Source organism: Amycolatopsis sp. NBC_00345, assembly GCF_036116635.1.
Taxonomy (GTDB): Bacteria; Actinomycetota; Actinomycetes; order Mycobacteriales; family Pseudonocardiaceae; genus Amycolatopsis.
In genome coordinates, this window is the sequence record NZ_CP107995.1 from 9122566 (window position 1) to 9139901 (window position 17336).

Consider the following 17336-nt stretch of genomic DNA (forward strand, 5'->3'; position numbering starts at 1 on the left):
GCACCGAACGCCACATTGGGGCGCAAACCAGGGACGGTCACGGGATGCCCTAAGTGGCCGCCGGCTCGGGAAGCGGGTTCCGTGCCACCAGTTCCAGCAGCGGCCCGGCCGCCGCGGCGTCCGTGACGAGGGTCGAGACCATGCCGGAGCGCAGGACGGCGTCCACGGCCGCGGCTTTGGGCTCGCTGTAGCCGATGGCGATCACCTCCGGGACGGCGCGCAGGTCTTCCGTGCTGATTGCCAGCACGTGGTGCGCCAGGCCGGTCGACACGGCGTTGCCGGAGGCGTCGAACAGTCTCGCGGCCACCTCGGCCGTGGCGCCGCGGGCGGTGATCGCGGCGCGCTCGGCTTCGTCCAGTGCGTCGTAGACGGTGGACTCGCCCGGTTGCCAGGCGCCGATGCTCACCACCGCCTTCGTCAGGTTCTTGAACTGGCCGAACGTCTCCGCGATGCCCGGCTGGCGGCGCAGGGTCTCCGCGGTCCGGCGGTCGGGGAGCACGAGCGGGCCGAAGATCGGGTACGCGTCGCCGCCGGACACCGCGGTCACGCGGCTCACCGTCTCGACCGACCGGCCCCGCATGTCCATCCCGGCCTGCACGCCGCACAGCTGGACGATCGGGCAGCGCGGCAGGGTCCGGATGGCCTCGGTCATGGCGTTGACCGACCGGGCCCAGGAGAGGCCGACGACGTCCTTCGAGCTGACGATCTCTTCGAGCAGATGAGCGGCCAGCGCGCCGACCTTCTTGCGCACCAGTTCCTTCGGCTCCTTCTCCGCCGTGCGTTCGAGCACCAGCACCCGGTCCAGCCCGTAGGCCAGCCGCAGCTCGTCGGACAGCTCCACGTCGACGGGCGCCGGCAGGTCGAACTCGACCCGCACCAGCCCGCTCTCCCGAGCGGTGTCCAGCATGCGGGCGACCTTGAACCGGCTGACGCCGAACTCGTCCGCGATCTCGAGCTTCGAGCGGCCCTGCACGTAGAAGCGCCGGGCGATAGTGGCCAGCTCCAGCATCTCAGTCAGGCGAGGTTGCCCTTTCTTCCTGCTCATATGAGCACTCTAGCCTGAAAATCACTAGAAGAGGTTGACGTAACCCCTAGGAAACACCTCTAATGCTCACACATGTTAGCTGAGCTATAGATCACAGTCGCTCAGATGAGCGAACAGGAAGGGGATGAGGCATGCGCGCCGCGATCGTGGACCGGCCCGGCGAAATCCGGGTCGGGGACGTTCCCGATCCGAAGCCCGGAGAGCGCCAGGTCGTCGTGAAGGTGGGTGCCTGCGGGATCTGCGGGACCGACCTGCACATCGCCGACGGGCACTTCCCGCCGACCCCGTATCCCATCGTCCCCGGCCATGAGTTCGCCGGGGAGATCGTCGAGCTCGGCGCGGACGTGCCGCCCGAGTGGAAGGTCGGCGACCGCGTTGCCGTCGACCCGTCGCTGTACTGCGGGTACTGCACCCCCTGCCGCTCCGGGCACGGGAACCTCTGCGCCAACTGGAACGCGACCGGTGACACGGTGGACGGGGCGTTCGCCGAGTACGTCGCCGTGCCCGCCGACACCTGCCACCGGATGCCGGACTCGATGACCTGGGAACAGGGCGCCATCGTGGAGCCCGTCTCCTGCGCCGTGCACGGCGTGCGCCGCATCGGCGTCGAGGCCGGTGAGCGGTTCCTGGTCGTCGGCGCCGGCACGATGGGCCTGATCATGCAGCAGCTGCTGCAGCGTTCGGGCGCCGAAGTGACGGTGGTCGACCGCAACGCGAGCCGCCTGCCGCGCGCCACCGGGCTCGGCGCCGTCGCCGTGGCCGAGGACGTGTCCGCGCTCGACGGCGAGCTGTACGACGCCGCGGTCGACTGCACCGGGGCCGCCCCCGCCATCGAGTCTGCCTTCGACGCGCTGCGGCGCGGCGGACGGCTGCTCGTGTTCGGCGTCGCGCCGGCCGAGGCGCGCGTGGCGCTCTCGCCGTTCCGCATCTACAACGACGAGATCACCATCGTCGGCTCGATGGCGGTGCTGAACAGCTACGCGAACGCGCTCGACCTGGTGGCCAAGGGCGTCATCAACACCGAGGCCCTGATCACCGACACCCTGCCGCTCGAGCAGTACCCGGACGCGCTGGCCAAGATGCGCAGCGGCTCCGGCCTGAAGATCCAGGTCCTTCCCGGAGGCAGCCGTGCGTAAACTCCTGTGCTTCCTGGCCGTTACAGCGCTGTTCGTGACGGGATGCGCCGGAGCCGGTTCACTCGGCAACGGCGGGCGGACACTGGTCGTCGCGATCGTGTCCAACGCCCAGATGAAGGACGCCATCTCGCTGAAGGGCGAGTTCGAGAAGAACAACCCCGGCGTGAACCTCAAGTTCGTCTCCCTGCCGGAGAACGAGGCCCGCGCGAAGATCACCGCCTCCACCGCCACCCAGGGCGGCGAGTTCGACGTGGTGATGATCAGCAACTACGAGGCCCCGCAGTGGGGGGCCAACGGCTGGCTCGAGAACCTCGAACCGCACATGAAGGCCACCCCCGGCTACGACGAGGACGACTTCATCCCGAGCATCCGGGAGTCGCTGTCGTACCAGAACCAGATGTACGCGGTGCCGTTCTACGGGGAGTCCTCCTTCGTCGTCTACCGCAAGGACCTCTTCCAGCAGGCCGGCCTGACCATGCCCGCGCACCCCACGTGGGACCAGATCGCCGGCTTCGCCGCGAAGCTCGACAACAAGCAGACCGGCGTCTCCGGGATCTGCCTGCGCGGCAAGCCCGGCTGGGGCGAGAGCCTCGCGCCGTTCACCACGGTCGCCAACACGTTCGGCGCGCAGTGGTTCGACAAGGACTGGAACGCCAAGCTGACCAGCCCCGAGTTCACCAAGGCGGCGAACTTCTACGTGAACCTCGTGCGCGACCACGGTGAGGTCGGTGCCTCCAGCGCCGGGTTCACCGAGTGCGGCACGCGCTACGCCCAGGGCAACGCCGCGATGTGGTACGACGCCACGTCGATGACCGGCACCACCGAGGACCCGTCCACCAGCCTCGTGGTCGGGAAGAACGGCTACGCCCCCGCCCCGGTCGACAAGACGCAGGCCAGCGGCTGGCTCTACACCTGGTCACTGGCCATCCCGAAGGTCGCCAAGGACAAGGACGACGCCTGGAAGTTCATGGCCTGGATGACCGACAAGGAGTACGCGAAGAAGGTCGGCGAGACCTACGGCTGGAACCGCGTGCCGCCGGGCATCCGCAAGTCCACTTACGAGATCCCGCAGTACAAGGAAGCCGCCAAGGCGTACGCGCAGCCGACGCTGGACGGCATCGCGAACGCGAACCAGCAGAAGACCATGGTCAACCCCGTGCCCTACCCGGGCATCCAGTTCGTCGGGATCCCGGAGTTCCAGGACCTCGGCACCCGGGTGAGCCAGCAGCTGTCGGCGGCCATCGCCGGGCAGACCTCCGTGGCGGACGCTCTCGCGCAGTCGCAGAAGTACGCGGAGACCGTGGGCAAGTCCTATCAGGAGGTGGCCCGGTGAGTACTCTCTCGGTCCCCGCCGGCACGGCGCCGGCAACCGCGGCCGCACCGGCGAAGAAGGAAGTGAACAAGTCCGGGAAGCGGCGGCTGCCGCTGCTGCCCGCGCTGATCTTCGTCATCGCGGTCACGCAGATCCCGTTCCTGCTCACGCTGTACTACTCGTTCCAGTCCTGGAACCTGGTGCGGCCGGGCTCACAGCACTTCGTCGGCTTCAGCAACTACGTCGACGTCTTCACCGACACCACGTTCCTCGGCGCGCTGCTCAACACCGTGGTGCTCACCGTGGTGTGCGTGCTCGTGTCGCTGCTGCTCGGGCTCGGCCTGGCGATCCTGCTCGACCGCAAGTTCGCCGGCCGCGGGTTCGTCCGGACGCTGCTGATCACGCCGTTCCTGATCCTCCCGGCGGCCGGCGCGCTGCTGTGGAAGACCACGATGTTCGACCCGACGTTCGGCCTGCTGCACTTCGTGTTCAACACCGACGTCGACTGGCTTTCGCAGTTCCCGCTTGCCGCGGTGATGGCCCAGATCGTGTGGCAGTGGACGCCGTTCATGATGCTGCTGACCCTGGCCGGCCTGCAGAGCCAGTCGAAGGAGGTGCTGGAGGCCGCGTCGGTGGACGGGGCGAGCCGCTGGCGCACCTTCTTCTCGATCACGCTGCCGCACCTTTCGCGGTTCCTGCAGCTGGCCACGCTGCTCGGCGCGATCTACATCGTGAACAGCTTCGACGCGATCTTCCTGATGACGCAGGGCGGGCCGGGCACGGCCAGCACCAACCTGCCGTTCTACATCTACCAACGCGCGTTCGAGGGCTTCGACATCGGCCAGTCCTCGGCGATGGGCGTGGTCGTGGTCATCCTGACCATGATCGTCGCGACCTTCGCCCTGCGGCTGATGTTCCGCGCGTTCTCCGTGGACGGAGGCACGAAGTGACCACCGCAACCGCCACCGCACCTGTCGGCACCGGCTCGGAACCACCGCGGCGCAAGGCGAAACGCCGCGTCGGGGCGGGCTCGCTGACCGTCGTCACCTGGGTGCTGGCGATCCTGTTCGTCTTCCCGCTGCTGTGGATGATCCTCACCGCGTTCAAGCAGGAGTCCGACGCCTACAGCGATCCGCCGAAGCTGTTCTTCAAGCCCACCTTCGACCAGATCTCCGGGGTGCTGAACGGCGACTTCCTGCCCTACCTCGGAAACTCGGCGTTCGTCACGGTCATCTCCACGCTGCTGGTGCTGCTGCTGGGCATCCCGGCGGCGTACGCGCTGTCGCTGGCACCGGTCAAGGGCACCAAGAACGCGCTGAGCTTCTTCCTCTCCACGAAGATGCTGCCGATCGTCGCGGCGATCATCCCGCTGTACGTGATCTCGCAGAACACCAACCTGCTGGACACGGTGTGGGCGCTGATCATCCTGTACACCGCGATGAACCTGCCGCTGGCGATCTGGATGATGCGCTCGTTCTTCCTGGAGGTGCCGGGCGAGATGATCGAGGCGGCGCGGATCGACGGGGCGAACCTGCCGACGCTGCTGCGCAAGATCATCATGCCGGTGGTCGCGCCCGGAGTGGCCGCGACCGCGCTGATCTGCGTGATCTTCTCCTGGACGGAGTTCTTCTACGCGGTCAACCTCACCGCTGCCAGGGCCGGCACCGTGCCGGTGTTCCTGGTCAGCTTCATCACCAGCGAGGGCCTGTACTGGGCCCAGCTGTCCGCCGCCGCGCTGCTGGCCTCGCTGCCGGTGATGATCGTCGGCTGGATCGCGCAGAACCACCTGGTGCGCGGTCTGTCCATGGGCGCCGTGAAGTAAAGGGAGAGACGCTGTGTCCGCTGAAGTGACTTACGACCAGGCGTCGCGTGTCTACCCCGGAAACCCGGGCGTGCGCGCCGTCGACAAGCTGAGCCTCGAAGTCCCCGACGGCGAGTTCCTGGTGCTGGTGGGCCCGTCCGGCTCGGGCAAGTCCACCGCGCTGCGGATGCTGGCCGGGCTGGAGGACGTGAACGAGGGCGCCATCCGGATCGGCGACCGCGACGTCACCGACCTGCCGCCGAAGGACCGGGACATCGCCATGGTGTTCCAGTCCTACGCGCTGTACCCGCACATGACCGTGGCCGACAACATGGGCTTCGCGCTCAAGCTGCGCGGGATGTCCAAATCGGACATCGACGCCAAGGTGGCCGAGGCCGCCGCGATGCTGGACCTGACCAAGTACCTGGAGCGCAAGCCGAAGGCGCTCTCGGGCGGCCAGCGCCAGCGCGTGGCGATGGGCCGGGCGATCGTGCGCGAGCCGAGCGTGTTCCTGATGGACGAGCCACTGTCCAACTTGGACGCGAAGCTGCGGGTGGAGACGCGCGCCAACATCGCGAAGCTCCAGCAGCGCCTCGGCACCACCACCATCTACGTGACCCACGACCAGGTCGAGGCCATGACGATGGGCGACCGGGTGGCCGTGCTCAAGGACGGCGTGCTGCAGCAGTGCGCCGCGCCGCGGGAGCTGTACGAGAACCCGACAAACGCCTTCGTCGCGGGTTTCATCGGCTCGCCGGCGATGAACCTGGCGACCCTGCCGCTGGCCGAGGGCGGGGTCAAGCTCGGCGACCTCGTGATACCCCTGCCGACGGCCGAGCTGACGGCCGCCCGCGCGGACAGCCTGTCGGAGGTGATCTTCGGTGTCCGGCCGGAGTCCCTGCGCCTGGTCGGCGAGGCCGAGGAGGGCTTCGAGCTGGTGGTGGAGCTGGTCGAGGAGCTGGGTGCCGACGCCTACCTGCACGGCAAGGTCGGCGACGACCGGTTCGTGGTCCGCGTCGACGGCCGCACGCCGCCCCGCATGGGGGACAACGTGCGCGTTGCCCTGCGCGGCGAGGGTGAGACCCACGCATTCCACCCGGGGACGTCGCTGAGCCTGAGCTGAGGCGTTCCCGGGTCCAAACGCCGTTAAGGCCTCCTTACCCGCGTGGCACGCGGGTAAGGAGGCCTTAACGGCTTTGTCGTCCTACTCCTGCAGGGAGAGGGCCTGGCTCGGGCAGACGTTGACGGCCTCACGGGCCTTGTCCACCAGCTCGCCGTCCGGGGTCTCGTTCAGCACGATGACCGTGCCGTCGTCCTCGCTCTGGTCGAACAGGGCGGGTTCGGTGAGTACGCACTGGCCGGCGCCGACACACTTGCCGGTGTCCGCGATGATCTTCATGACTTCCTCTTCCTGGCTCGTGGTGGGAGCACTCTGATCTCTACCAGGTCACCGGCAGCCGGTACAGGCCATAGATCGACGCGTCTTCCTTGAATGGCAGCTCTTCGACCGGCGCGGCCAGCTTCAGGTCCGGGATCCGTCGGAACAGGGTGTCGAAGACGATCTGCAGCTCGGCGCGGGCCAGGTTCTGGCCGAGGCACTGGTGCGGGCCGAAACCGAAGGCGACGTGGTGGCGCGCGCCGCGCTTGATGTCGAGCTCGGCCGGCTCGTCGAAGACCCGCGGGTCCCAGTTGGCGGCGTAGCCCACCGCGAGCACACCTTCACCCGACCGGATGGTGACCCCGTCGATCTCGACGTCTTCCGTCGCGAAGCGCGAGGTGGCCAGGTCGACGATCGTGAAGTAGCGCAGCAGCTCCTCGATCGCGTGGAGCGTCTTGCCCGGGTCCGCCTTGATCGCCTCGAGCTGGTCGGGGTGCCGCAGCAGCGCCACGGTGCTGAGCGAGATCATGTTCGCCGTGGTCTCGTGCCCGGCCAGCAGGAGCAGGAAGGTCAGCCCGACCAGCCCGTCGCGGTTGTAGGTGCCTTCCTCGCGCAGCTTGACGATCTGCCTGCCGATCAGGTCGTCGCCCGGCGCGGCCTCCTTCGTGGCGACCAGCTCGCGCAGGTACGTGCGCACCCGGTCGGACGCGGCCTGCCGCTCCTCGAACGGGAGGTCCCGCTTGAGCAGCTTCGCCGTGTCCTTCTGGAACAGGTCGTGGTCTTCGTAGGGCACCCCGAGCAGCTCGCAGATCACCAGCGAGGGCACCGGCAGTGAAAGCATCTCCACCAGGTCCACCGGGCCGGGGGAGGCGAGGATCTCGTCGATCAGCTCGTCGACGATCTGCTGGATCCGCGGCCGCAGCGCGTTCACGCGCTTGACGGTGAACTCCCCGAGCACCGCCTTGCGCGCCGGGCCGTGCTGCGGCGCGTCCATGGAGATCAGCGACCGCTCGGACTCGTTGCGGCGGAACACGTTGCCGCCCTTGACCAGGATCGGGAAGTTGTCGCTGAACCGGTCGGAGGAGAACCGCCGGTCGTTGAGCACCGCGCGGACGTCCTCGTGCCGGGTGACCAGCCAGACGTGTTTGCCGTCGGGCACGCGCACGCGCGTGATCGGCTGCTCTTCGCGGATCTGCGTGTACGCCTCCGGCGGCCCGAACGGGTTCGTGCGGGAGAGCGGGAACTCCAGTTCTTCAAGCGTGGTCATGCTTTCTCCTTCACCAGGTGACCGGCAGCCGGTACAGGCCGTAGATCAGCGCGTCGTCCTTGAAGGGCAGGTCGTCGACCGGGGCCGCCAGCGCCAGCGTGGGCACGCGGCGGATCAGGGTGTCGAAGACGACCTGCAGCTCGGTGCGGGCCAGGTTCTGGCCGAGGCACTGGTGCGGGCCGAAGCCGAACGCCACGTGGTGGCGCGCGCCGCGCTCGACGTCGAACGTGCCGGAGTCGGCGAACACCCCGGCGTCCCAGTTCGCGGCGTAGCTCATCACCACCACGCCCTCGCCGGCCTTGATGGTGACGCCGCCGATCTCGACGTCCTCCTTCGCCACCCGCGCGGTGTTCTCGACGATGGAGAAGTACCGCAGCAGCTCCTCGATGGCCTCGGGCGTCTTGCCGGGGTCCGCCTTGATCGCGGCCAGCTGCGCCGGGTTCTCCAGCAGCGCCACGGTGCCGAGCGAGATCATGTTCGCCGTGGTCTCGTGCCCGGCCGCCAGCAGCAGGAACGCCAGGCTGGTCAGCGGCCCGCGCTCGTACGGGCCTTCCGCGCGGCGCTTGGCGATCTGCCTGCTGATCAGGTCGTCACCGGGGGCCGTCTCCTTCGCGGCGATCAGCTCCGAGAGGTAGCCGATCACGTTGTCGAACGCCGCCCGCCGGTCCTCGTTGCCGGTCGTGCGCCTGAGCAGCTTGCTGGTGTTCGCCTGGAAGAAGTCGTGGTCGGCGTACGGGACGCCGAGCATTTCGCAGATCACCAGTGAGGGCACCGGCAACGCGAGCCGCTCGACGAGGTCGGCGGGCTTCGGCCCGGCCAGCATCTCGTCGATCAGCTCGTCGACGATCTCCTGGATCCGCGGCTTCAGGCCCGCGACCCGCTTGACGGTGAACTCGCCGAGCACCGCCTTGCGCGCCGGGCCGTGCTGCGGCGCGTCCATCGAGAGCATGTTCCGGTCGGACTCGCTGCGGCGGAACGCGTTGCCGCCCTCCGCCAGGACCGGGAAGCCGGGGTTGAACCGGTCGGCGGAGAACCGGGGGTCGTTGAACACGGTCCGCACGTCTTCGTGCCGCGAGACCGCCCAGGCCTCGTTGCCGCCGGGGAGCCGCACCCGCTGGACCGGGTGCTCACCCGGCTTCGCGAGGTGCTCGGCGTATTCCTTGGGCGGCTCGAACGGGTCCGTGCGCGGGACCGGGAGCTCCATCGTGGTCATGGGTTCCTCCTCACCAGGTGACGGGCAGGCGGTGGAGACCGAAGATCTGGGAGTCGTGCTTGAACGGCAGCTGCTCGACCGGGGCGGCCAGCTTCAGCGTGGGGATGCGGCGGAACAGCGTGTCGAACACGATCTGCAGCTCCATCCGCGCGAGGTTCTGGCCGAGGCACTGGTGCGCGCCGAAGCCGAACGCCACGTGGTGGCGGCCGCCGCGGGTGATGTCGAGCTTGTCCGGCTCGGGGAACGCGTCGTCGTCGAAGTTCGCGGCGTAGCTCAGGCCCAGCACCCCCTCGCCCTCCTTGACGGTGACGCCCGCGATCTCGACGTCCGCCGTCGCGACGCGGGTGGTGGCGAACTCCGCGATGGTGAAGTAGCGCAGCAGCTCCTCCACGGCGTCCAGCGTCTTGCCGGGGTCGGCCTTGACCGCCTCGAGCTGCTCGGGGTGCTCCAGCAGCGCCACCGTGCCGAGCGAGATCATGTTCGCCGTGGTCTCGTGCCCGGCGATGAGCAGCAGGAAGGCCATCGCCACGAGGTCTTCGCGGTCGTAGGTGCCGTCTTCACGGCCCTTCACGACCTGGCGGCCGAGCAGGTCGTCGGAGGGGGCCTGCTCCTTCTTCACGACCAGGTCGGTGAGGTAGTCCCGCAGCGCCTCGACGGTCTTCAGGCGCTCTTCTCCCGGCACCTCGCGGCTGAGGAGCTTGCTGGTGTTCGCCTGGAAGAAGTCGTGGTCGCCGTAGGGGACGCCGAGCTGTTCGCAGATCACCAGCGACGGCACCGGCAGCGACAGGGCCGACACCAGGTCGGCCGGCTGGTCACCGGCCAGCATCGCGTCGATGTGCTCGTCCACGATCTCCTGGATGCGCGGCTGCAGGGCCTTCATCCGCCGGACGGTGAACTCGCCCAGCACCGCACGGCGGGCGGGGCCGTGCACCGGCGGGTCCATGTTGATCAGCGACGGGTTGAGCCGCCGCTGCCCCGGCTGCTGCGGGGCGTCCTTGACGAGGTTCGGGAAGCCGGGCTTGAAGCGGTCGGAGCTGAACCTCGGGTCGTTCAGCATCGCGCGCACGTCTTCGTGCTTCGAGATCACCCAGGCGTTCTGGCCGGTCGGGAGCTCGACGCGCTCCGCCCGTGACTTCTGGAACCGTTCGTACTCCGGTGGCGGAGCGAACGGGTCAGTGCGCGTCATCGGGAAGCTGGCGAGCTCGGGTTCGGCAACTTCGGTCATGATCGAGTCCCCTTTGGGTGATATGAACCTGTACGGAACGTATGTGGAGGACTACATTCCGGTTCGTGGTCCACGGTACCGAAGCGGAATATCTTCGTCCACTAGCAAAGGGGTGACGAGTCGTGGTCGCAGTGCGTCGACGACTGACCATGCGAGAATTCGGGCTCGTAATAGATCCGAACGGGCTAGGCGGAAGGGCGGGGCCATGAGCGCAGACCCCCACATTCCCTTGAGGGCGGACGCGCGGCGCAACCGTGACCAGATCATCGCGGCGGCGCGGCTGATCTTCGCCGAGTACGGCCCCGAGGTGCCGATGGAGGAGATCGCCCGCTCGGCGGGGGTCGGTGTCGGCACGCTCTACCGGCGGTTCCCCGACCGTGAAGCCCTCATCCGCGCGGTCGCGGTCGACAACTTCGCCCGCGTGCTCGACGATGCGCGCGAGGCCATGGCCCAGGAGCCGACGGCGTGGCAGGCGCTGGTCCGGCTGCTGTACCAGTCCGTGGAGCTGCACCTGTCGATCCAGCTGGCGATGCTGTCGAAGAAGGCGCTGGAGATCGTCAAGGACGACCCGGCGATCACCCGGCTGCGCGACGAGCTGCTGGTCGAGGTCGAAACGATGGTCCGCGGCGCGCAGGAGGAGGGCGACCTGCGCCCGGACATCGGGGCGGGCGACGTCGCGATGCTGTTCGCGCTGCTGCTACGCCAGATGGAGTCGCGCCGGCCGGAGATCAGGGAGATGTCCACCGCCCGCTGCATCGCGATCATGATCGACGGCCTCCGGGCCAACCCGGGCACCCCGCTGCCCGGCCGCGCGCTGGGACGTCACGACATCAACTGATCACCGCGGGACCACTCGCCGGACGAAAAACGCCGCGAACCTGCCGTACGCGGCCAGCACGAGCGCGGGCAGCAGCAGGTCGAGCCCGACGGTGACCTTGCCGAAGTTGATGCTGAGCGCGAGCGGCAGCAGGAAGAAGCTGAGCACTGTTTCGGCCAGGCCCGCGAGCCAGAGCACGATCACGTTCCGCTGGGCGGCGAAGCCGGCGTTCCGGTCGAGCGGACCGCGACGAAGACGACCGCGACGGTGGCGACGATGACCAGGCCCAGCTGCCCCAGCCCGACGGGCAGGGCCGAGCGCCGGATCCGCGCCACCCGGTCCGGCGGGATCGGCTGGTAGCGCACCGGTGGCCGGGCCCGGCCCATCGTCGTCCCCTCGGTTTTTCAGACGCCCGGTTCTCAGACGCCCAGCGGATGCCAGACGGTCTTCGCCTCCAGATAACGGCGCAGGCGCGACAGGTCGGGCCGCGTGGTCCAGTCCGGTTCCGCGTCGGGGACGGACAGCACGCGCTTCACCGTGCCCGCCGCCTCCTGGGCCAGCTTCACGCGGTCGGCGACCGTGGCGCCGGTCGGGTCGAGGGCGTTGACGTCGCCGTGCGAGGCCAGCCACGGGCCCAGCTCGGCGGCGTGGCCGGTGAGGATGTTCGCGACGCCGCCCGGCAGGTCGGACGTCGCCAGCACCTCCGACAGCGTGATCGCGGGCAGCGGCCGCTCGGCGCTGGAGACCACGACGGCGGTGGAGCCCGTGGCCAGCACCGGCGCGAGCACGCTCACCAGGCCCAGCAGCGAGGACTGCTGCGGCGCCAGCACACCCACCACACCCGTCGGCTCCGGGACGGTGAACGAGAAGTACGGCCCCGACACGGGATTCGCCGAGCCGAGCACGGACGCGATCTTGTCCGTCCAGCCCGCGTACCAGACCCAGCGGTCGATGGCGGTGTCCACAAGGGACTCGGCCTTGCGGTCGGACAGCCCCTCCGACGCCGCGACCTCGGCGGTGAACTGGCCGCGCCGGCCCTCCAGCATCTCGGCGACGCGGTAGAGCACCTGGCCGCGGTTGTACGCCGTGGCACCGGACCAGCCGCCGAACGCCTTGCGCGCCGCCACCACGGCGTCCCGGGTGTCCTTACGCGACGCGTGCGCCGCGTTGGCCAGGAACTTCCCCTTCGGGCCGGTGACCGGGTACACCCGGCCGGACTCCGAACGCGGGAACTTTCCACCGATGTAAAGCTTGTACGTCTTCGCGACGGCTATACGAGTCTCAGACTGATTTGAATCAAACACTGAGGTAGGCCTCCAGTCCCGTACGCCCGCCCTCGCGGCCGAACCCGGACTCCTGGTAACCGCCGAACGGCGCGGCGGGATCGAAGCGGTTGAAGGTGTTGGCCCAGACGACGCCGGCCCGCAGCTGGTTCGCCATCCACAGGATGCGCGAGCCCTTCTCGGTCCAGATCCCGGCCGAGAGCCCGTACGGCGTGTTGTTGGCCTTCGCCACGGCTTCCTCCGGCGTGCGGAACGTCAGCACCGACAGCACCGGCCCGAAGATCTCCTCACGGGCGATCCGCATCGACTGGTGCACCTCGGAGAACACGGTGGGGGCGAAGAAGAAACCGCGCTCCGGCACCGGGCACGGGCTGGTCCACCGCTGCGCGCCCTCGGCGTCGCCCGACTCCACCAGGCCGCGGATCTTCGCCAGCTGCTCGGCGGAGTTGATCGCGCCGATGTCGGTGTTCTTGTCCAGCGGGTCGCCGAGGCGCAGCGTGGAGACGCGGTAACGCAGCTTCTCCAGCACCTCCTCGGCCACCGACTCCTGCACCAGCAGCCGCGAGCCCGCGCAGCAGACGTGGCCCTGGTTGAAGAAGATCCCGTTGACGATCCCCTCCACGGCCTGGTCCAGCGGCGCGTCGTCGAACACCACGTTCGCCGCCTTGCCGCCCAGCTCCAGCGTCAGCTTCTTGCGCGTGCCCGCGACGGTGCGCTGGATCAGCTTGCCGACCTCGGTCGAGCCGGTGAACGCGATCTTGTCGACGTCGGCGTGCTCCACAATGGACGCGCCGATGTCGCCGGCGCCCGGCAGGATGTTGACCACACCCGGCGGCAGCTCCGCCTGCTGGCAGATCTCGGCGAACACCAGCGCGGTGAGCGGCGTGGTCTCGGCCGGCTTCAGCACCACGGTGTTGCCGGTGGCCAGCGCCGGCGCGATCTTCCACGCCAGCATCAGCAGCGGGAAGTTCCACGGGATCACCTGGCCGGCCACGCCGAGCGGCTTCGGGTCCGGCCCGTAACCCGCGTAGTCGAGCTTGTCGGCCCAGCCCGCGTGGTAGAAGAAGTGCGCGGCGGCGGTCGGCACGTCGGAGTCGCGTGACTCCTTGATCGGCTTGCCGTTGTCCAGCGACTCCAGCACCGCCAGCTCGCGCGAGCGCTCCTGGATCAGCCGGGCGATGCGGAACAGGTACTTGGCCCGTTCCGTGCCCGGCATCTTCGACCAGACCGAGGTGTACGCCTTGCGCGCCGCCTTCACCGCGGTGTCCACATCGGACACCGACGCCGTGCCGACCTCCGCGAGGACCTCCTCGGTGGCCGGGTTGATCGTCTTCAGCGGCTCGCCGGAGCCGTCCACGAACTCCCCGCCGATGAAGGGCCGGTAGTGGTCCTTGAGGTTGGCCAGCGCACGCGACTCGGGCGCGGGGGCGTATTCGAAAATGCCCATGTCAGTCCACCGTCACGTAGTCGGGGCCGCTGTAGTGGCCGTCCACCTGGGTGCGCCGCTGCAGCAGCAGGTCGTTGAGCAGGCTGGAGGCGCCGAACCGGAACAGGCCGGGGGTCAGCCACGCCTCACCGGCCACCTCGTGCACCGCCACCAGGTACTTGATGGCGTCCTTGGTGGTCCGGATGCCGCCCGCGGGCTTGACGCCGCGCAGCTCGCCGGTCTGCGCGTGCCAGTCGTGCACCGCCTGCAGCATCACGTGCGTGACGGGCAGCGTCGCGGCGGGGGAGACCTTGCCGGTGGAGGTCTTGATGAAGTCGCCGCCGGCCAGCAGCGCCAGCCAGGACGCGCGGCGGACGTTGTCGTACGTCGCCAGCTCGCCCGTTTCGAGGATCACCTTGAGGTGGGCTTCGCCGCAGGCCGCCTTGATGGCGCGGATCTCCTCGAACACGCTCAGGTAGCGGCCTTCGAGGAACGCGCCGCGGTCGATCACCATGTCGATCTCGTGCGCGCCCGCTTCCACGGCCAGCCGCGTGTCGGCCAGCTTCACCTCGCGGCTCGTGCGGCCGGACGGGAAGCCGGTGGCGACGCTCGCCACGTGCACCCCGCTGGTGCCGAGCGCGTCGACGGCGGCCTCGACCATGTCCGGGTACACGCACACCGCGGCCACCCGCGGGCAGTCCTGGCGCTCGGGGTCCGGCCGCACGGCCTTGGCCGCGAGCCCGCGGACCTTGCCGCGGGTGTCGGCGCCCTCGAGCGTGGTCAGGTCGACCATGGAGATGGCGGTGTCGATCGCCCAGCGCTTGGCGTCCTTCTTGATCGAGCGGGTGGCCAGGCCCGCCGCGCGCTGCTCGACACCGACCTGGTCGACGCCGGGCAGCCCGTGGAGGAACCGCCGCAGGCTCGCCTCGTCGCGAGTCACGTCCGCCAGTGGCGCCGGGGTGGCCGGCGCCGCTGACGAGCTGGTGGTAGCTGTCATACGGGTGAGTGTAGGTGGGCCCTTCAGACCGCGAAGCGGAACAGCTGGGCCGACGCGGCCGACGCCGCCGGTGCCGAGGCCGGTGGCGGGGTGAAGGCGCAGAACTCGTTCACGAACGGGACCTGGCGCAGCAGCATCTGGCGGGTGTTCGCGGTGACGTCCAGCGTGGCGACCGTGGTGATCTGCCGTGGCCCGGCGGCGTCCTTGAACGCCAGCGTGTTGTACCCGAACACGTCGCCGGCGTGGCCCCACACCTTCACCGGCGTGCCGCAGATCGGGGTGAGGTCGAAGCTCATCAGGCCGAGGCCGTAGGCGAAGCCCTGGTTGACGCCGGTGGGGGTGTCGACGGCGGGCACGGTCGTCTGCATTTCGGCCAGCTGCGCGGCCGGCAGCAGCCGCCCGCCGAGCAGGGCGTCGAGGAACCGGTTGACGTCCGGGCCGCTGGAGACGAGCTGCCCGGCGCCGAGGTAACGCGAGTAGTTGTACGTCGTCACGTTGGTGATCGGGTGCGGCACCGGGTACGCCTGCTCGTAGCCGTGCGCGGCGGGCCGCGGGACGAACGGGAAGTCGCCGGGCAGGAACGTGCTGTGCAGGCCCAGCGGCCGCGCGATCCGCTCGTCGAGCACCTTCGCCAGCGGCTTCCCGGTGACCTTCTCGACCAGCAGGCCGAGGATGTTGAAGCCGGTATTGGAATACGACCAGCCGGTGCCGGGCGCGAACAGCAGTGGCTGCGTGGTGCTCAGCCGCACCGATTCGGCCGGGTCGAAGTGCTCGAACCGCTCCGTGTCGACTTCCGGCAGCGTCGCCCAGGTGTACGCGAGCGGCAGGTCGCGCGGCACGCCCGAGGTGTGCTGCAGCAGCTCGTGCACGGTGATCGGCTCGGGGTAGGGCAGCAGGCCGGGCAGCCGCTGCTGCACCACGTCGTCCAGCGAGAGGCGGTGCTCGGCCACGAGCTGGAGCACCAGCGTCGCGGTGAACGTCTTGGACACGCTGCCGACGCGGAACTGCCCCGACGGGTCCGGCTTGCCCGGCCGTTCGAGGTCGAGCCGTCCGCTGGACCCGCGCCAGTCCGGGGCCACGGCGGTCATGCCCGGTATCCCGGCCGCGGTGGCCGCGTCCATGGCGGCTTGCCTGCGGTCCACCGACGCATCGGCGGGGGCCGCGGTAACCAGCGCGGCGGCAGTGACGGTGCTCAGTAGTACGTGGATCAAGCGCATTTGTTTTCCCCCAGGAAGTTTGTGCTCAGCCCTCGATCTGCGGGTGGTCCCGTTTGGCGGGCTTGCGGTAGACGACCACGCCGCCCCAGAAGGCGAGGCCGTTGACGGTGACGGTCGGCGCGGTCGGCGGCGCGGGCTGGGCGCCGGAGCGGTCCTCCAGGACGAAGCCGCCCATCAGGCCGATGCCGGTGACCTCGACGTTGATGTCGTCGGGCACGGTGATCTCGATGCCGCCCATGATCGCGACGGCGGTGATCGTCGAGTGCTTCTCCGAGAAACGGGCGGCGCGCAGGTCGATCTCGGTGCCGCCCCAGAACGCGACGCTGGTGTGCTGCGAAGGCAGCACCCAGCTGCCCTTGCGCTGGGCACCGGACATCACGGCGATCGACAGGTTCGAGCCGGGGTGGCCGCCGACGCGGGTGTCCGGGAGGCCCAGCGCGCGGGTGGTGGCGGGCTGCAGCGCCGTGGACGGGTTGCCGATCGGCAGGTCGGCGGTCGCCGGTTTCAGCTCGCCCACCGTCTTCGCCGCGTAGACGGCGGTCAGCCGCTCCTCGAGTTCCGTGATCGTGATGCGGCCCTCGGACAGTGCCTGGTGCAGAACCTGCGCGACCTGCTCGCGGTCGGCGTCGGACGCCCGCATCTGCTCGGGGCCGGGAATGGCTGGGTCTTGACTCACCCGGCGCAGCCTAGCCCTGGCCGGGTGCGCCCGGCGTCCGTCGAACGACGGATATGGGGTCAGAATGGGCCGATGGCATCCGCACTGGTGGGGACTCTCGTGCTGCCGGACGGCGCTGAACTGCGCGGCCGCGGCCTCGGCCGCCCGAAACCCGGAGGCCCGGACCCGGATTACGGCCTCTACCTCGGCTCGCACCGCCTGCGCCGCAAGTACGACGGCGGGCTCGGCTGGGACCACGACTGGATCCACTGGCCGGACTTCCTGTTACCCCTGGACTGGGCCGGGGCCCGGCGCCGGATCCTGGGGTTGCACTCCCGCGCGCTGGCGGGCGAGGCCGTGGAAGTGGCCTGTTACGGCGGGGTCGGCCGGACCGGCACGGTGCTGGCCTGCCTGGCCACCGTGTCCGGCCTGACCCCGGACGAGGCCGTCGCGTGGGTGCGGGAGAACCACCACCACCGTGCGGTGGAGACGGCCTGGCAACGGCGGTGGGTGCGCTGGTTCGCGGAGTAACTGCCGTCAAGGCCTCCTTACCCGCGTGCGACG

General features: G+C 69.4%; 19 protein-coding genes. 7 read left to right on the forward strand and 12 right to left on the reverse strand.

The features are described 5' to 3' along the window. Window positions 1-49 precede the first annotated feature (49 nt). A complete protein-coding gene (locus OG943_RS41590; RefSeq protein WP_328606361.1) occupies window positions 50-1045 on the reverse strand; it encodes a sugar-binding transcriptional regulator in 996 nt (331 codons plus the stop codon). Between the two features lie 131 nt (window positions 1046-1176). On the opposite strand from OG943_RS41590, the gene OG943_RS41595 reads away from it, so the two are divergent. The 5 genes from OG943_RS41595 to OG943_RS41615 all read left to right on the forward strand — a co-directional run bounded on the left by OG943_RS41595 (window position 1177) and on the right by OG943_RS41615 (window position 6417). Continuing rightward, window positions 1177-2181, forward strand: a complete 1005-nt coding sequence (locus OG943_RS41595; RefSeq protein ID WP_328606362.1) for a zinc-dependent alcohol dehydrogenase family protein — start codon at window positions 1177-1179, stop codon at window positions 2179-2181. Beyond that, window positions 2174-3514 carry an ABC transporter substrate-binding protein gene (locus tag OG943_RS41600; RefSeq protein ID WP_328606363.1) on the forward strand — a complete coding sequence of 447 codons (1341 nt, stop codon included), beginning with the start codon at window positions 2174-2176 and terminating at the stop codon, window positions 3512-3514. Before OG943_RS41595 ends, OG943_RS41600 begins: the two co-directional genes overlap by 8 nt. Beyond that, the gene (locus OG943_RS41605; protein WP_328606364.1) at window positions 3511-4443 is read left to right on the forward strand and encodes a carbohydrate ABC transporter permease; all 933 of its coding nucleotides are present in this window, start codon (window positions 3511-3513) and stop codon (window positions 4441-4443) included. Before OG943_RS41600 ends, OG943_RS41605 begins: the two co-directional genes overlap by 4 nt. Before the next feature lie 83 nt (window positions 4444-4526). Continuing rightward, complete coding sequence (locus OG943_RS41610) at window positions 4527-5315, forward strand: carbohydrate ABC transporter permease (RefSeq protein ID WP_328612303.1); 789 nt, start codon at window positions 4527-4529, stop codon at window positions 5313-5315. A gap of 13 nt (window positions 5316-5328) precedes the next feature. Continuing rightward, window positions 5329-6417 carry an ABC transporter ATP-binding protein gene (locus tag OG943_RS41615; protein WP_328606365.1) on the forward strand — a complete coding sequence of 363 codons (1089 nt, stop codon included), beginning with the start codon at window positions 5329-5331 and terminating at the stop codon, window positions 6415-6417. An 81-nt stretch (window positions 6418-6498) separates the two neighbouring features. On the opposite strand, the gene OG943_RS41620 is transcribed toward OG943_RS41615, so the two are convergent. From OG943_RS41620 to OG943_RS41635, 4 genes are read right to left on the reverse strand one after another with little or no spacing between them, the layout of a single operon-like run. Beyond that, window positions 6499-6693, reverse strand: coding sequence for a ferredoxin (locus OG943_RS41620; protein WP_091624110.1), 195 nt, complete (start codon window positions 6691-6693; stop codon window positions 6499-6501). A gap of 40 nt (window positions 6694-6733) precedes the next feature. Further along, complete coding sequence (locus tag OG943_RS41625; protein WP_328606366.1) at window positions 6734-7939, reverse strand: cytochrome P450; 1206 nt, start codon at window positions 7937-7939, stop codon at window positions 6734-6736. A 10-nt stretch (window positions 7940-7949) separates the two neighbouring features. Continuing rightward, window positions 7950-9152, reverse strand: coding sequence for a cytochrome P450 (locus OG943_RS41630; protein WP_328606367.1), 1203 nt, complete (start codon window positions 9150-9152; stop codon window positions 7950-7952). 10 nt (window positions 9153-9162) lie between these two features. Next, window positions 9163-10377 (reverse strand): cytochrome P450, encoded by a 1215-nt coding sequence (locus OG943_RS41635; RefSeq protein ID WP_328606368.1) that lies wholly within the window; start codon window positions 10375-10377, stop codon window positions 9163-9165. A gap of 205 nt (window positions 10378-10582) precedes the next feature. Here OG943_RS41635 and OG943_RS41640 point away from each other — a divergent pair, with 205 nt between their 5' ends. Continuing rightward, on the forward strand, window positions 10583-11215 hold the full coding sequence (locus OG943_RS41640; protein ID WP_328606369.1) for a TetR/AcrR family transcriptional regulator: 633 nt from the start codon (window positions 10583-10585) through the stop codon (window positions 11213-11215). Here the strand turns inward: OG943_RS41640 and OG943_RS41645 are convergent, their stop codons facing one another. From OG943_RS41645 to OG943_RS41675, 7 genes are read right to left on the reverse strand one after another with little or no spacing between them, the layout of a single operon-like run. Next, complete coding sequence (locus tag OG943_RS41645) at window positions 11216-11392, reverse strand: hypothetical protein (protein ID WP_328606370.1); 177 nt, start codon at window positions 11390-11392, stop codon at window positions 11216-11218. Window positions 11393-11394: 2 nt separating this feature from the next. After that, window positions 11395-11580 carry a hypothetical protein gene (locus OG943_RS41650; RefSeq protein WP_328606371.1) on the reverse strand — a complete coding sequence of 62 codons (186 nt, stop codon included), beginning with the start codon at window positions 11578-11580 and terminating at the stop codon, window positions 11395-11397. Between the two features lie 33 nt (window positions 11581-11613). Beyond that, a complete protein-coding gene (locus OG943_RS41655; protein ID WP_328606372.1) occupies window positions 11614-12498 on the reverse strand; it encodes an aldehyde dehydrogenase family protein in 885 nt (294 codons plus the stop codon). Beyond that, a complete protein-coding gene (locus OG943_RS41660; RefSeq protein WP_328606373.1) occupies window positions 12491-13924 on the reverse strand; it encodes an aldehyde dehydrogenase family protein in 1434 nt (477 codons plus the stop codon). The genes OG943_RS41655 and OG943_RS41660 overlap by 8 nt, the downstream gene beginning before the upstream one ends. 1 nt (window position 13925) lies before the next feature. After that, entirely contained in the window at window positions 13926-14900 is a 975-nt protein-coding gene (gene deoC, locus OG943_RS41665) for a deoxyribose-phosphate aldolase (RefSeq protein WP_328606374.1), read from the reverse strand. Between the two features lie 23 nt (window positions 14901-14923). Beyond that, entirely contained in the window at window positions 14924-16117 is a 1194-nt protein-coding gene (locus tag OG943_RS41670; protein WP_328606375.1) for a serine hydrolase domain-containing protein, read from the reverse strand. 25 nt (window positions 16118-16142) lie between these two features. Beyond that, window positions 16143-16757, reverse strand: a complete 615-nt coding sequence (locus OG943_RS41675; RefSeq protein ID WP_328612304.1) for a DUF1707 SHOCT-like domain-containing protein — start codon at window positions 16755-16757, stop codon at window positions 16143-16145. 108 nt (window positions 16758-16865) lie between these two features. Between OG943_RS41675 and OG943_RS41680 the strand changes: the two genes are divergently transcribed. Next, complete coding sequence (locus OG943_RS41680) at window positions 16866-17303, forward strand: protein-tyrosine phosphatase family protein (protein WP_328606376.1); 438 nt, start codon at window positions 16866-16868, stop codon at window positions 17301-17303. Window positions 17304-17336: the final 33 nt, after the last annotated feature.